The organism is Nostoc sp. TCL240-02 (assembly GCF_013343235.1).
In the GTDB taxonomy this organism is placed as follows: domain Bacteria; phylum Cyanobacteriota; class Cyanobacteriia; order Cyanobacteriales; family Nostocaceae; genus Nostoc.
This window is the reverse complement of the sequence record NZ_CP040094.1, coordinates 7435830-7450768: the sequence shown is the minus strand read 5'-3', so window position 1 is coordinate 7450768 and position 14939 is coordinate 7435830. Positions and strand designations below refer to the sequence as shown.

The window sequence follows — 14939 nt, the reverse complement described above, 5'->3', positions numbered from 1 at the left end:
GGGTGAGTTCATAATTGTTTATCTACTTTCCAAAGGTCGTGATATATATTGTAAATATCTTTTTTAGACAATATCTACTATCAAAAATATTGATTTTCTAGTACTGTTGTTTGGCGGGTGGACGAGTCGTATTTGAGGAGATATTCGCGGGCGATCGCTTTATTTTCTCGCAGTGTTTCTACTTCTTTTTTGCCAATCTCAGTATCCGTAGATAACAAAATTACTTGATGGCTAGCAGATGGAAAGTAACGTTCAACTAAGTTGTTGCGGTGTGAGGAGTCGAGTCTACCTAGCGGCGTATCGATTGCTACTGGTAGGCGGTGTCCAGAGACTTTGGCTAAACCCCAGAGGAATGCGATCGCAAGTAGTTGTTTTTCGCCAGCCGAGAGACGATGTTTAGGTACAGGTTTACCATTTAAATCGTAAAGCAAAAGGCTGAAAGTCTTAGTATCAATGGTGATGCGATGCACTAAGTCTGATTTGTGGAGGAGATAAAGGAAGCAATTTTTAACTTCTTCTTCTAACTTATTGAGCTTTCTCAATGTTAATTTTTCACGAAAAATCTTGAGTGTGTTTTGAACTTTAGCCGCAGAAGTAATAATATGTTCGCTATTTTTATGTTTAATATTTTCTACAGTATAATCACTTAATTCTCTCTTTGACTTAGCAATAATAGTTTCTAATTCAGCTAAACGGCGGCGGATTGTTTCGTAATTTGCTTTAGCTTCCACAACTTGATTTTGTGCCGCTTCAAGTGCTTGACGCAGCTTTGTATAATCTTCTGGTGCTGCTGCTGTTTGCACTTGTCTTTCTAGAGTATGAATTTCTTCTTCTTTATTTTTAAGAATAGCTAATTTTTCTTTTGCAGAAAGCTTAGAATTTTGTAAGTGATAGATAAGATTATCTAGCTGACTTAAACTTTCATCATCAGCTAATAACCAAGGTGCTTCTGTTTGGAGAGTCTTTGCATATAAACTATCTACATCTTGGATTAAAAAGGATTGGATTTTTTCAACTTGTATCGGAGAAATTTCTACTTGAGTTAGCCAAGTGAGTAAACGCTGATCTCGTTCAATTAACAAATCTTTAGAAATTTGTACCTGTTGATGGCGAAATTCTTTTTCGCCCTGTGTCTGCGCCTGATTAAGCAAATTGGGAATTAATGCTAGAGGTAAAACATCAGCCGCTAATTCACACATTGACTGGCGTACTTGTTCAATTTCCGCAGTTTTTGTATTTTGCTGTAGTTCTAGTTGATTGCGTTCTGCTGCAATCTTTCCACCTTCAGAAATGAATTTATCAAAGGCTTCTTGCTGCTTTTGTTCTAACTCACCTACCTGATTTTTGAGAATTTCTACTTTCTCTGCTGTAGTTTGATAATCTTCTTGTTGTTGAGTTAAACTAGTTTCAATTTCTTCTAGGTTGGCTAAATCCTTACTATTACCAATTTCTTTCAGTTTACGATTAACTAAAATATCTAAATCAACAGCTAACCGGTCTGCTAACTCTAAACCTAAAAGTCCGCGAATCGCATCCACTACAACTGGTGGTGGTGTTTCCTGTTCTGCGAGTTCTTTAACTTGTTCACCATCAAAGAGAAATAAGTTAGAAATGCCTAATGGCAGAAGATTTTCAATATATTCATCCCAGATATTAACTAAAGCATCAGGCCATGTATCACTGTCACCTAAAATACCTAATGTATCTTTACCATCTTTGGGATTTTTTGTCCAACTACGTACAACACGGTATTTTATTGGTTTATCGTTTTCAATATGTTCAAAAAGTAATTCAATCCGCGTGTCTGCAACTGGATCTATTTTGTTGTTAACGCATTGATTCAGGAAATCACTATAACTTAAATTACCACGGGTAGAACATTGGGCGCGGGGTCCGTAAAGGGCGAGACGAATGGCATCCATGAGGGTAGTTTTTCCGCCGCCATTCATCCCACCTAAGAGGATAATTGGGTGTGAGTTTTCCTCATCAATTTTTGGGTTAAGATTGATTACCTGTTTACCACTGTAGGGGCCAAAGTTTTGTAATACTAGTTCAAGAAATATCATTAGTTTTTAAGATTAACATAAGTTCGACAGCGATCGCAGAAGCAGAAAGTTTGTGATGAAAGGAATCAGATAAAATTAATTAGATGGTTTTGTCTGACGCATTGATAAAAAATATTATCTATGAAATATAGATAATACCATCACTAACTGTTAAGAAATGCGATCGCATCTGTCTCGGTGTTGGTAAGCGTGGCTAGATTTGCACACCTCCAGCTTGAAAAATCTGTTCGGCGGTTAAATTCAATTCTGGGAAAGTAGGCGAGACAATATGAGTATCGCCTTTAAATTGAGTAACTTGGTACTCACCATCAATTAATTGATAAATGGATATAGTAGGCAGTTTAGGATTGCCAATAAACTTTCTAGCGCCTATAGCCGCGTAATCTATAATCCAATATTCGGGAATACCTATAGCTTCATAATCAGCTAATTTTTTATAGTAATCATCTCGCCAATTAGTACTAACAACTTCAATAACTAAGGGAATAGATGTAGCTTGAGATACAGTTGATTCTTTTTTCCATAAAGGCTCATGCACTAAATTTGGTCGATTGATTATTAAGATGTCTGGTGAATAAGCTGATTCACCTTCAAATGGCTTGACTAATACAGTTTTTGGAATAAAGTAAGGAAGTTTTTGTCGCACAATTTCGATAGATATATTTAGCGCCAAAAAACCAACAACATCCTCATGATCTCCCACTGGTTGAGCCATTTCAACAATCACGCCATCATGTAATTCATATCTACCACCCTCAGGCCGCCAAGCTGCAAAATCTTCAAAAGTTACTAATTTGTGTATGGCTTGAATCATAGAACCTCGCTTGTTTTAAAATAAGTAAACTTTGTTAAGCGTTCTTTAAGTAGCTTGACTCTCGTCTTTTATTATTCTATTGTTATGGATTTTTCTTTTTAAATTTCATACTTGCCCAAGTTACCTCTTCATCACTTTCACTTTTACCTTCATCTACTTCATTGATTACTGGAACATCGCCCAAAGTCATCTGCTTGACTTTTGCAACGTCACCTTGACTAACTGCTTCGCTTAATTCGCGCTTCAAACGAGCATTTTTAATCGCATCTTCTGGAGAACGTGAACTCGTATTAAAACATTTTTCTAGGGTTTCATATATTCCCACGCGACGAGTCTTTTTGCGATACTGGCGTTCTGTGTCTAACAATTTCGCCATAAGTTCCAAGTGCATCGCGTCACCTTCACAGATTTCTTCTAATACTATCCATTCATCACGACCTAGTAGGCTATAGTCTGCACCAGGACGGGGGTCTTGAAATTCTTCGCCAGTCACTTCTTGATAAATCCGGGGTAAACTATCATCAAATTCGTGTTTGTCTTCTAGCCAAATGCGGCGAATTTCGCTCATTTCTTCGAGAGTAATTAGGGTGATTTTACCCATATTTTTTGGTGCTGTACGGCGGGTTTCTGTTTGCGCTTCTAGCACTTTTCTTAGCCAATGTTCGCGCCAATATTTTGTATAAGGGCCATGAATTGGTTCAACGGATATTTCACCATCTAAATTGCGTTCAAAAAGTTGAACTTCACCCCAAATTCGTCGAAAGTCCCTTTTATCACGGTCATCTCTAATATCTAATTCATTACGAATATTTAATAGAGGCTGCATCCATTCTTTCTCTTCATCATTTTGAATCATTGCCTCCATTGATTTATCTTTATTAACAATTGTGCAAACCCAGCAACCAAATCGAGAATCACCACAGCTAGGAGTAGATGTATCAACAACTAAAGGACATTCATTATCTGCTGTCGCACCTCTATACATAGTGAATAGGTCTTTGTTGCTATATCCCCAAGGATTTTGCCACTGATTTAAGTAAATCCAAACTTCATCAGTACGCCAGTCTTCAATGGGAAGGTAAATTAGTGAGTTAGGTCGGTTAGGATTAGTGTTTATGTGATCGCGTATGCGCGACTCTCGATGTTTAGCCATCGTGATGGCACGTTTAACACTTTCAGCTTTGCGAGTACCCAAAACGAGAATTACTTCACCATTGGCTTGAATTACTTCACGAATAAAGCTGTCAGTCGGTTTAATTTTCAATCGTTCAGTACACCAGCGCATACGATTACGCGGTGCTGGGTAGCCTTTGCCAATTAAATTTACCCAAAAGGTGTCTTTGACTGCGGGATAAAGCAAATGGGCTTGAATTGGCATTCCTTGTTCTTTAGCTGCAACTCTCATTTGTTCTAAAGAGTTGCGTACCCAAACAGAGACTACAGGATTTTCTACTAGCGTATCAGTTGTAATAACATGAACTGGCTTAATCCGTTTTTCAGGTGGAAGTGCTGCGATCGCATTCCAGATAAGCTGTAAAGTGGCAGTACTATCTTTACCACCGGAATATCCTACTACCCAAGGTATCTGGTCTAAACAATACAATTCTTGAATTTCAGTGGTGAGAGCTTGGATGTAGTCCACTAACTCTGCTACAGTACGTGTTTGCTGACCTGTATTTTCTGCTTGTTGTGCTGTAGTCATTTCTCCTTCTCTCTGGAAACCTGGCGTAATATCGGGGTAAATAGGGCAAATAGAATTCGCGGCTACACAGACAAAACCCACACTTCGACAAGCTCAGTGACCGCCTCCGTGGGTTTAAAAAATAGTTTTTAAAAACTTTACTACTAATATCTAATTTTTTGGATAATTGAACTGCATAATACTATTCTGTTTTTAAAATTTAACATGAAAGATAGTGCATCTGACCCAACTGCTGACATCGCTAGAGAATATCTAGAACGAGAAAATAAAGAAAAACAGGTACTAGCTTTACTCTTAGAGAAGTTTTTAGGGAGAAAAGATCAGATTCTCGTTCAAAAAACCGAGATGGGTGGTACTGAGGCTTATGTTAGCTCTGTTACACTGGAATGGTTCGCAGGTCGGGTTCATTTCGCCTCTGGCTTACCTCTGTTTCAGAAAAAGTACAATCCTGAAACTGATAATGTCGAGATTGACGCAGATAGTATTGATGAAATTCAGCAACGTCCCCTTGATTGGTCACGTCAAGCGCCGCTAGTGCAGTATTTAGCGGCTAGAGACAATCATAAGTTTCCACCGGTGCTGGTGGTGATTAATCAACCGTGGGTGGATAATCCCAAAGCTGCTGAGTGGGATAGCGAAGGACGTGCTACAAAGTCTACGACTGATTTTATACCCCTAGATAAAGATGGGAAGGTGGGTCTGCTAAATATTTCTGAGGATGATGTGACTATTTATGCACTAGATGGACAACATCGACTGATGGGAGTTCAGGGGTTGATGGAGTTAATTAAAACTCGTAAACTCCAGCGTTATAAAAAAGATAAAGGTGCTGATGACAGTTTTATTACAGTCAATGATTTGATAGAAAAGTACCAAGTAGACCTTGCTTACTTGCAAAATTTACCCAAGGAAAAAATTGGTATTGAGTTCATCTGTGCGGTAGCGGCTGGGGAAACTCGCACCCAGGCGAGGCGGAGGGTAAGATCGATTTTTGTTCATGTCAACCTGATGGCTGCACCGTTGACTAAAGGGCAACTAACACAGTTGAATGAAGATGATGGTTTTGCGATCGTTGCTAGAAAAATTGCAGTTACACATCCACTATTAGAACAACGACAAGAACGCAATCCCCGCGTGAATTGGAATAGTGCAACAGTGGCTTCCAATTCTACTGTTTTAACCACTTTGCAAGCTCTGCAAGATATGTCTGAGCGATATTTGGCTCAAAAGTTCTCTCACTGGAAACCCTTGGAGAAAGGTCTAATTCCCATGCGTCCAGAGGATGAAGAACTTGAGCAGGGGATTCAAGAATTTAGCAAGCTATTTGATCATTTGGCTAGTCTTCCCAGTTATAAAATTTTAGAACACGAGGATACACCAGCTTTACGGCGATTCAGCTTTGAGAAGGATGGAGGTGAAGGAAATATGCTTTTCCGTCCGGTTGCTCAAGTTGCATTAGCGCAAGCTTTGGGAATTTTGGTATTTAAAAAAGGTTTTTCCCTAGCAGATATTTTTAAGAAGCTGCGAAAGTTTGACCAACAAGGCGGCTTTAGTGGTATGGAATATCCCCAATCTCTCTGGTATGGGGTTTTGTATGACCCAAATAAAAAGCGAGTGCAGGTTGCTGGACGAGATTTAGCAGCGAAATTATTGGTTTATATCCTAGGTGGAATTCAGGAACAGATGGAACGTGCTGAACTTCGTAAGGCTTTAGCGGATGCTAGGACTGTGGAAGATAAAACTATAGGTTTTGATGGCGAGTTTGTTGAACCGAAAGCGGTAGGACTTCCAGCTATTCTGTAATGATTGTATATAAAATGACGTTTATGTAGTTGCATTTAGCCAAAGTATAAGTGTATAATTTTGTGAGTGTCCAGTTGGGCATAAAACATAAGCAAAGCGTTCCGTAGAGCGCAGGAAAAATAAATGTCTACAAAGATAACAGCTCCTTTCTTTGCTACTGCTGCTTGTAAAGCATATAAAGAGGATAAAGAATCCAGTCGAGTAATTTGGAATCTCACTGTCCCTATATGCCAAGTGCCTCAAGGTTTACCTCTAGATCCTAATGCCAGACTAGCCAACGAAAATCGGCGGACTGTAAAGAGTATGTTGACAACTCTGGCACAAAAGCCAGAAGAGTTTATTTTCTACAACAATGGAATTTTAATTGTTGCAGACTCCATACAAGTTAAAGGTCATGGCACCGGTGGAGGGTTTGACGTTGAGCTTTTACTTGTCAGTCCTGAAGAAGGACAGGAAGACAATTTCATTGGTAATGGTATCGTAAATGGTGGGCATACTTACACTGCTATCACAAAAGCCCGCAGCTATTACGATAAATTAAAATCAAAAGGATCTAAACCAAAACTTAACCAACAAACTGGTAAGGTTGACTATTCAGAGTTGGAAAGTGCTAGTGTCCAAATTTTTGTGCTGGTCAACATCAGCCAAGAAGAAATATCAAATATCAGCAGGTATCGTAATACTAGTGAGAGTGTTGAGGAGTTTAGTCTTAAAAACTTAGCTGGAGATTGGGACATCATCGAAGAATACCTTCCTGCTGGATGTAAACCTTATGTTGCTTTCAGAGAAGGTGAAAATAAGCAATTCGATGTGACTGATTTGGTTCGTCGCCTTGCTTGCATTAATAATAAGTTGTACCCCTGGCGAGGTTCAGACGGTTCACCTAAAAATCCTAGTGCAACTTGCTCTGCATACGGAACTCTCATTAAGAATTGGAAAAAGGAAGACTTTAGGGAGATTGTGCCTTTACTTAAAGATATACTCTATATTGAGGAGTGCCTTCGTGATGAGTATGATCGGCAAAAAGGGCTGAGTAAGTTAAACGGCGTTGAAAAAAAGCCTTATCAGTTCATCACAGGTAAGCAATTTAATCACACCCTCCCGATTACTTTTGTATTTCCTATTCTTGCGGCCTTCCGTGTATTTATAAAAGATGGGCAGTGGGAGTATCCTGTCGAAAAGTTATGGGATGAGATGGGAAACACCCTTCTGAATAACTTGCTAACCGCCTACAGAAATGAGGGGAGGGGGAATCCAGCTGCTTTTGGGCGTTCAGCTTCAACATGGTCTAACCTTCTTTTAGTTCCCATGTTGAAGTTAACTGAATAGTTAAACTTACTTGAGCATTAATAACTATACCCATATTGGAAGTTAAATTCTTATATGGGTATAATTTGATATTTCACCCTGATTGAAATATATTTTGACGATGCCATTGTAGCGCTTCTAGTTCTGGAAAATGCTGCTCTGTATTTGGTAGAAGTATCGTTTCACCATGAAAATCTTTCATAGGTTTAACATGGGGAGATGCTTCTTTCAAATCATTGCTAACTATAATTTTGTATTGCTCATCTACAGCAAACCAACCGCGATCAAATGCCCAATGATGGTTTTTGCAAAGTGCTATTCCATTATGAATTCTACTATCATTGAATTGTGCAAATGGCTTGATATGTGCGCCATCAACGATGTTTTGGCTTACAGATTTAGTAACTTTTATCCCACAAAAAGCACATTTGTAATCATAAATATTTACAATTGCTTTCCTAAAAAAAGCATTTCTAATTACTTGATTTCTTAAGCTCCTTCTAGAATTAGCATCTAAATTAGTAGACTCTATATTTTTGTCTATGTCTATTTTTAAGGAGATATCTTGAAAATTTTCATTAATTGTTAAAAAACTTTCTATTGTATTATCTTCAGATGGTAGCCAAGCTGAAACAAGTGCATCAATTAATATTTGCCTAGAAATTTCATCTTGAATTAAATTAAATAGTTCATCATCCAAATATGCATAGTCAACATCTTCCTTGAGTTTAGGAATTGTTTGTGGACGACCACCATCATATCCAGAACTATACCTGAGATGCCAAAATTTACCATTATCATTTTTTAGATGAAAAAAAGGAAGGGCAAAATCACTTCCCTTAAAAGTACTAGAAGCAAGTACTTGCCAATACTTCTTGAAAGTATCAATCAATTCATCTGATATGATAATACGATTATCTGTAATTAAATCTTGTGTAATTAGGTCAATTATAGATAAAAGTAATATAGGTTTATTAAGAGCATCACCCCTTTTCTGACTTCTATATACCTTAATATTAGAAAAACATTCACAATAATAAACTAAACTATGCTGATTTATCGGCTGTTGTGCTTTACTCATTGTTTCATTTTTCTATATATCATAAGTATTTTCTTAGCCATTTGGTAATGGTTAAGTGTGGATCGATGCTAATTTATGAAAGAAATTTGCTTAAATCAAAATCCTCTTCTTCGGAGTTATCTTGAAACCTCTCAGAACTAAGTATCAATAAAATCCTTTCAGAATAATCTACTGCACCACGGATTTCTGATTGTAAGATTTCAAGTCCACCATTTGCATATTCTTCAAAGATATAATTACGTTTCTCGTTATTGTTTCCTTCTTGAAGAGATAAAACTTTTATATCTTGAATTTCAGCAATTGCTATTAAATTTATTACCGTATTATATCCCCTGACTATAAACTGTTCTTGGGGTATTGGCGACGGTTCCCTTTTAGAAATTTCCCCTAAAGGCACGCGTTTTTTATGCTTTGCACCCAAAGCTGCTGCAAACACAATCACATCAGCAAAAGTATTAAAAGGCCCTGTTCCACCATCTGAAGACGTTAAATCCTTCACCAACTCAGCTTTATCTTTAGCAACCCTGATTCTGCCAGTTTCCGCCATGATATTAATATTTACATTGTTGCCATCTTAACCGACAGCGAAAAGCGATCGCTACGTTTACGCACTTGCGAAGGTATGATTTTATGATAGTATGTGGGCGGGGCGATCGCTAAACAAACAAGTTATCCACAAACATAGTCCATCCTGACACCGCGCCTCTGCGTGAAATTTAAATTGATAATTGAACATCTTCATAAAGCAAAGAAATCGGAAAATGGAAATCGACGCTAGTTAAATGAACCTCATCCCCTGCTTCATAAGGGTGTAACTCCCAGAGTCCTCTATCATTTAATCGAAAACAATCTAAACCAATTTTTTCAGCATCAATGAGGACATATTCTTGCAAAGTCTGAATGCGACGATACCGCGTAAATTTTTTACCTCTGTCGTAAGCTTCCGTGCTTGGGGACAGAACTTCAACAATCAAACAGGGATATTGGAGAAATTGAATAGCTTGTTTATCCCGTTCATCGCAACTCACCACAACATCGGGATAATGAAAAGGCCCCTTCTCAGATACACCTACTTTCGCATCCGCCATAAAGGGAAGACACTCACTCCCTCTTAGATGAATTTTTAACGCTGAAGCTAAGTTTAAAGCAATAGTTGTATGGGGAAGAGTACCCCCAGTCATGGCGAAAACTTCACCATCAATATATTCATATTTAATTTCTTGGCGTTCTTCCCATTCCACATATTCTTGGGGAGACATATAATTTCTGTCTGAACTCGCAACCATAACTTTATTCCTCTCTTTTTCTCAAATGTAACCAAGAAAAAACCTTTGCGCTTCTCCGTGAGTAATTACCCATTCCGTTCAACTGCGATAATTTCCGTATATTCAAACTCATTCGGACTTTGTTTCACCAAAGGATATCTTTCCCCACCCAACTGAATATAATCTTGTTCGCAATCCGGCTTAGATGAATAATACGTAAGCACATATTCTCTACCAATTCTGTCTGTAATTTCTGCTTCCACTTCACCCCGCCACTGAGTCTTAGTAACTAAAACTATCAACTGATTAGCTAATTGGGGAATTGTCTTCGCAATATGTCGCCGCGAATTCTCATCCAAACTACCAAACGGCGAATCCATGACAATTGGGAAAGTACTACTATCGGGAATCATCATCATTTTACGCTTTTCACTCCATTCCCGTACTTTGTCAATGATGCTGGCTATAAAAGATAAACTGAGAATTTGATTTTCCCCAGTAGAAGCTGCAACTGGCGCTTCCACACCTGTAGTATTTTCTACTAATGTCAGTTCATATTTATCGCTAATTTTAGGAATGTATGGAGTCACAGAAATCTCAGTAAATATTTCTTGTACTCGCTTTTCTAGTTGCAGGCGAAATTGTTGTTCTTGACGATTTCTAACTTCCGTTAATCGTTCGATTGCATCTTGAGTAGCGTTAATTCGTCGCTGTGCTAGAGTTTGCTTGTCTTCATTCAGTTTTTGTTTGGCAATTTGTTTATTTAAACCTTCAATCTCAGTTGTGAGTTGAGCAATTTGCTGCTGATTTGCACCCTGTTCTCGATTCAATTCATCAATCTTACTTTCAATTTCATCTAACCGTTTTTGTAGACTGCTAATTTCTTCATTAGCATCTTTTCGCAACCGTTCTTGAATATTGTCTAAATCGCCTTCAATTTGAGATATGCTTTGCCTTAACTGATTAATCCTGGTTTGTTCTCTATCAACTTCTTCCCAAAATCCTATTGCTTGCTTATCAATTTCATCTACTTGTGCTATCATCCGAATTGCAGTTTCTTCTACCGCCGAAGAACCTGCTTTATTTAACCAAGTACTCACATGAGTATGAGAATGATTACCCTCGTGTAATTCTGCACCACAAATACAGCGTTGAGAATTGAGTAAATCATTGACAAATTCCCGCGAAATTCCTGATGTTAATTCGCCACGCTGCTTTAAATCATTGATAATTCCTCGGAACTGGGATGTAGTTTCTGACAATAAAACAGTATAACCCCGCGCAGAGATAACTTTTTTCAGTGCTTCCTTCGTTTTTTTATATTCTTCTTGATTCGCAAGTTTCTGCGATTCTAAATCCTGCCATCTTTCTTGCAATTCTTTAGCTGCACTCAATTCTCGCAAACGATTACTTGTCTCTTTTTTAAAAGTTTGTTGATATTCTAACTCTTCTTTAATTTCAGTTTGGCGTTTGGTAATGCGTTCACGTTCTCTTTCTATCTTTTCTTGCTGTCGTAATAGCTGTTTAGTTTCAGAATCACCAATAGCTTTCAACTCATTTTCTAAAGTTTTTTTAGCATCTCCTAAATGTCTGATGGAACGGTTGATTACTTCCACACCCAAGAAGATTTTTGTAGCTTCAGCAATTTCAGCTTTTTTATCAGAACGGACTATTTCTTCAATTCGTTCGCCGTCAAAGAAAAAATATTGATGTAAAGTAGCGGGTAAAATTTGATTAATTATATCGTCTGGTTGCTGAGTTGGTATATTCCATTTACCATCATCCGCACCAACCCACATAGTTAATTGAGTTTTACCAGCATCAAAATCACCTTCGTTTTTATAACCCCGACAGGTGCGTTTCACTCGATAGCGTTTACCTTCATGTTCCCAGCCAATCTCTACCCAACATTCTACAGCTTGACCTTTTTGAGTTTCTGCGATCGCACGCTTATTTACTAACTGTTCTATCGATGCAAATGCCGCACTGAATTTCTCATATAATACCCACGTAAAGGCATTTAGTAAACTGGTTTTTCCAGAGCCATTATTACCATGAATAATAGTTGTGTTTTGAATATCTCCACCAGCCAGAAGCATTTCTGGTGTCGTACCATAAAAGGAGCGAAAGTTGCAGAGCTTGATTGAAGTCAGCTTCATCGCACCTCTTCCTTAATAATGTCTAAAATATTATCATTTATATGGCTGTTAATCTTTTTATCTAGTCTGCCTTTTTCCAACTTCCATACCCGCTCAATAATTCGCCGTACTTCTGGAGGTGCGCTGGTAATTGGCTCTTGAACATCATCGATATCCGCCTCTTGTGACATATCGGATTTTAAAATATAGTTTTTCTACATTTTAACTTTCTCTAGTGCTAAAATAGCCTCCGTAAACTCACTATTAGCGTTATCTTTAAAAACCTAATTTTCTTTGAAAAAACACTTTATTCTTTAATTGTTTTCTGTTATTATATATTTTAAGTAATATAGATAATAATGGGATGTAAGTAAAATTTTTAAAGCAACTTACATCCCATTATTATCTAACCCATATTTTTATTATTTCATACTTAATGCTTCTTTTTTCAAAACTAAAAAAATTTTACAATTGCTCATCAAATATCTAATAAACCATAGCGCTTTTGTAAATCAAGTAACTTCATTCTTGCTTCTCCTGCGTTATCAGCTAAATCAGCGAACTCCACAAACCGCCGTAATTCCTTTTTTAAGAGATTGCGCTCAACTTCTATAGTTTCTCTATCTAAATCTGGTGGCAAAACAATCATGTCAAATATAGTGGCGCGTTCTTTAGCAGGATGAGGACGTAAAACTCGCCCCCGTCGTTGAATGAATTGGCGGGGATTACCAGAACTTGATAAAATCACCGCAGTTTGAATTGCCGGAATATCGACACCTTCATCTAAACAACGAATTGCGACTAAACCTTGCAACTCTCCACTTTCAAATTGATGCCGTAAAATTTCCCTTTCTTGTAAAGTTGTTTGGGCTGTATAAGTGCTTACCTTGTAACCTAAATCCACCCCCAGAATTTTAGCAACAGCTTTGAGTTGGCGCAGAGATGAACGTTGTCCCGCATCTTGGGAACCATCACTACAATAAAAAAGAGTGTGGCTAGTTTCGCGGCGAGTAATCATTAAATCGCGCAAAGCAGTTAATTTGTTTTCTGCCGCACCAATTAGCCTTGCTCTTTGCATCAACAACGGCTTTAAATCTTCATTGTCTTCAAAGTTTCCCGCCTGTCCATTTTCTCGATCTCGATAAAGAAGCGATCGCCCAATTCTTTTAGTTAGCTTTAAATAAGCAATACTTTCTGCTTCAGTTAACTCTACCAGCACCGGATAATACAAATAATGTACCAAAGCACCTTGAGCGATCGCATCCCTCAAGGTAAACTCTGGTTGGACAACTGGGCCAAAATAATCAAATAGAGATTGCGTGCCAAAATCATCAAAATATCTCTCCGGTGTGGCAGATAAAGCTAGTCTCAATCCAACGCTGCGCGGTAAACTTTCTTCTAACTTGGGTGCGCCTAAATTATGCGCTTCATCTCCAATAATTAAAGTTTTGGCGGGAAAATATTTGAGTTGAGATTGAAACCCATCTCCAATTAAAGTAGAGTTCGTAGTAATCACCGTGACAAATCTTTGAGAACCAGAACGCAGATTATAAATTTGCGTAGACAGTTGACTTTGCCAAGTGCGTAAATTTTCAAAAGCTAAAATGGGTTGCAAATTAAATTTTTCGCATTCTCGCGCCCATTGAGTGACGAGATGACGATAGGGACACACCACCACCAGAACTTGTAAATTAATCTGTTGATACAATTCACAAGCGATCGCTAATGCGGTAATCGTTTTACCACTACCAGTAGCCATTTTCAGCGTCCCTCTGCCATTGTTGGTAAACCAGCTAGCGATCGCTTGGCGCTGATATTGCCGCAATTGCAGAGACGGAGGCATTCTTGGGCATCCTGGTAATGGTTGCGTGTGATAACTGCCCTTACTTTCCCTTGTAAATGGTAATTTCAACCGGAAAGTGGGCAGTTGTTGCACTGAATTTTGCGTCAGGTACATATTTATTTAGTCATTAGTCATTGGTCATTGCTCATCAGTCATTGGTACTTATCTTTCCCATTCCCCATTCCCCATTCCCTATTCCCCACTCCCCATTACTCAGTTGTAACCACGCCAAACACCAATGAGTGAACCTTGCACCTGCACTTGCATAGCGCTGACTTCTATGGGATTGTACTTGGGATTTGCTGGTTTAAGGGTAACGCGATCGCCTTGGCGATAAAAACGTTTTAATGTTGTACCAAATCCATCTACTCTGGCGGCGACGATAGTACCATTTTTTAAATGATTTGGTTCTGCTACTGGACGCAGAAATACCACATCGCCATCAGTAATTAAATCTTCAATCATACTATCGCCAGCTACGCGCAAAGCGTAGGTTTGGGGAGGTAAATCAAAATTAGAAAAGTCTAAATGATCTACAGCATCAGTAAACGGTTCTATTAAACCACCAGCCGCGATCGTGCCCAAAATTGGTACACCTTGCTTCACAGGACGCAAAATCCGAATTGTTCGCGCTTGTCCTTCAGCCCATTCAATATATCCTTTAGTGCGTAAATGCTCTAAACGGCTTTGAATTGGTGCTGGTGACTTCAGGTTCATCGCTTGCATCATTTGCCGAATAGAAGGCGAATGCTGGTGCGTTCTGATGTATTCTGCCAACCATTCGTAAAGTTCTTGTTGAGCTTCTGTTAGACGTTCCATAAATTTGCGGGAAGTAATTATTAATGTCTCTAGAACATTAGTACTACAAAAAACTCCCTATAACAAGAGAAAAGTAAAAATTATGAAAGGCAAAAGTAAG

The 14939-nt window shown here is 38.3% G+C and carries 12 protein-coding genes; 2 read left to right on the top strand and 10 right to left on the bottom strand.

Features of this window, described 5'->3' with window-relative positions; genetic code table 11:
- Window positions 1-80: 80 nt before the first annotated feature.
- The 3 genes from dndD to dndC form a co-directional block, all read right to left on the bottom strand.
- Window positions 81-2066, bottom strand: coding sequence for a DNA sulfur modification protein DndD (gene dndD / locus FBB35_RS31940; protein ID WP_174712960.1), 1986 nt, complete (start codon window positions 2064-2066; stop codon window positions 81-83).
- A gap of 193 nt (window positions 2067-2259) precedes the next feature.
- Window positions 2260-2880: a Uma2 family endonuclease gene (locus FBB35_RS31935; protein ID WP_174712959.1), complete on the bottom strand. Its 621-nt coding sequence runs from the start codon at window positions 2878-2880 to the stop codon at window positions 2260-2262.
- Window positions 2881-2962: 82 nt separating this feature from the next.
- The gene (gene dndC / locus FBB35_RS31930; protein ID WP_174712958.1) at window positions 2963-4582 is read right to left on the bottom strand and encodes a DNA phosphorothioation system sulfurtransferase DndC; all 1620 of its coding nucleotides are present in this window, start codon (window positions 4580-4582) and stop codon (window positions 2963-2965) included.
- Window positions 4583-4786: 204 nt separating this feature from the next.
- Here dndC and FBB35_RS31925 point away from each other — a divergent pair, with 204 nt between their 5' ends.
- Both FBB35_RS31925 and FBB35_RS31920 read left to right on the top strand, forming a co-directional pair.
- Window positions 4787-6385, top strand: a complete 1599-nt coding sequence (locus FBB35_RS31925) for a DGQHR domain-containing protein (protein WP_174712957.1) — start codon at window positions 4787-4789, stop codon at window positions 6383-6385.
- A 123-nt stretch (window positions 6386-6508) separates the two neighbouring features.
- Window positions 6509-7714: an AIPR family protein gene (locus FBB35_RS31920; protein ID WP_174712956.1), complete on the top strand. Its 1206-nt coding sequence runs from the start codon at window positions 6509-6511 to the stop codon at window positions 7712-7714.
- A 73-nt stretch (window positions 7715-7787) separates the two neighbouring features.
- On the opposite strand, the gene FBB35_RS31915 is transcribed toward FBB35_RS31920, so the two are convergent.
- From FBB35_RS31915 to lexA, 7 genes are all read right to left on the bottom strand, one after another.
- Entirely contained in the window at window positions 7788-8774 is a 987-nt protein-coding gene (locus FBB35_RS31915; RefSeq protein WP_174712955.1) for an HNH endonuclease, read from the bottom strand.
- A gap of 73 nt (window positions 8775-8847) precedes the next feature.
- On the bottom strand, window positions 8848-9321 hold the full coding sequence (locus FBB35_RS31910; RefSeq protein WP_174712954.1) for a DNA phosphorothioation-associated protein 4: 474 nt from the start codon (window positions 9319-9321) through the stop codon (window positions 8848-8850).
- A gap of 169 nt (window positions 9322-9490) precedes the next feature.
- Window positions 9491-10060: a Uma2 family endonuclease gene (locus tag FBB35_RS31905; RefSeq protein ID WP_174712953.1), complete on the bottom strand. Its 570-nt coding sequence runs from the start codon at window positions 10058-10060 to the stop codon at window positions 9491-9493.
- 65 nt (window positions 10061-10125) lie between these two features.
- On the bottom strand, window positions 10126-12198 hold the full coding sequence (locus FBB35_RS31900) for an AAA family ATPase (RefSeq protein ID WP_174712952.1): 2073 nt from the start codon (window positions 12196-12198) through the stop codon (window positions 10126-10128).
- Complete coding sequence (locus FBB35_RS31895; RefSeq protein ID WP_174712951.1) at window positions 12195-12368, bottom strand: hypothetical protein; 174 nt, start codon at window positions 12366-12368, stop codon at window positions 12195-12197. The genes FBB35_RS31900 and FBB35_RS31895 overlap by 4 nt, the downstream gene beginning before the upstream one ends.
- Before the next feature lie 287 nt (window positions 12369-12655).
- A complete protein-coding gene (locus tag FBB35_RS31890; RefSeq protein ID WP_174712950.1) occupies window positions 12656-14134 on the bottom strand; it encodes a DNA phosphorothioation system restriction enzyme in 1479 nt (492 codons plus the stop codon).
- Between the two features lie 99 nt (window positions 14135-14233).
- On the bottom strand, window positions 14234-14839 hold the full coding sequence (lexA, locus tag FBB35_RS31885; RefSeq protein WP_174712949.1) for a transcriptional repressor LexA: 606 nt from the start codon (window positions 14837-14839) through the stop codon (window positions 14234-14236).
- Between the last annotated feature and the right edge of the window lie 100 nt (window positions 14840-14939).

What these genes read in the sequence shown, in the direction of transcription:
- FBB35_RS31905 (WP_174712953.1), bottom strand. Translation starts at nt 10,060, where the DNA reads ATGGTTGCGAGTTCAGACAGAAATTATATGTCTCCCCAAGAATATGTG.
- FBB35_RS31935 (WP_174712959.1), bottom strand. Translation starts at nt 2,880, where the DNA reads ATGATTCAAGCCATACACAAATTAGTAACTTTTGAAGATTTTGCAGCT.
- dndD (WP_174712960.1), bottom strand. Translation starts at nt 2,066, where the DNA reads ATGATATTTCTTGAACTAGTATTACAAAACTTTGGCCCCTACAGTGGT.
- FBB35_RS31895 (WP_174712951.1), bottom strand. Translation starts at nt 12,368, where the DNA reads ATGTCACAAGAGGCGGATATCGATGATGTTCAAGAGCCAATTACCAGC.
- FBB35_RS31915 (WP_174712955.1), bottom strand. Translation starts at nt 8,774, where the DNA reads ATGAGTAAAGCACAACAGCCGATAAATCAGCATAGTTTAGTTTATTAT.
- lexA (WP_174712949.1), bottom strand. Translation starts at nt 14,839, where the DNA reads ATGGAACGTCTAACAGAAGCTCAACAAGAACTTTACGAATGGTTGGCA.
- FBB35_RS31900 (WP_174712952.1), bottom strand. Translation starts at nt 12,198, where the DNA reads ATGAAGCTGACTTCAATCAAGCTCTGCAACTTTCGCTCCTTTTATGGT.
- FBB35_RS31910 (WP_174712954.1), bottom strand. Translation starts at nt 9,321, where the DNA reads ATGGCGGAAACTGGCAGAATCAGGGTTGCTAAAGATAAAGCTGAGTTG.
- dndC (WP_174712958.1), bottom strand. Translation starts at nt 4,582, where the DNA reads ATGACTACAGCACAACAAGCAGAAAATACAGGTCAGCAAACACGTACT.
- FBB35_RS31890 (WP_174712950.1), bottom strand. Translation starts at nt 14,134, where the DNA reads ATGTACCTGACGCAAAATTCAGTGCAACAACTGCCCACTTTCCGGTTG.
- FBB35_RS31925 (WP_174712957.1), top strand. Translation starts at nt 4,787, where the DNA reads ATGAAAGATAGTGCATCTGACCCAACTGCTGACATCGCTAGAGAATAT.
- FBB35_RS31920 (WP_174712956.1), top strand. Translation starts at nt 6,509, where the DNA reads ATGTCTACAAAGATAACAGCTCCTTTCTTTGCTACTGCTGCTTGTAAA.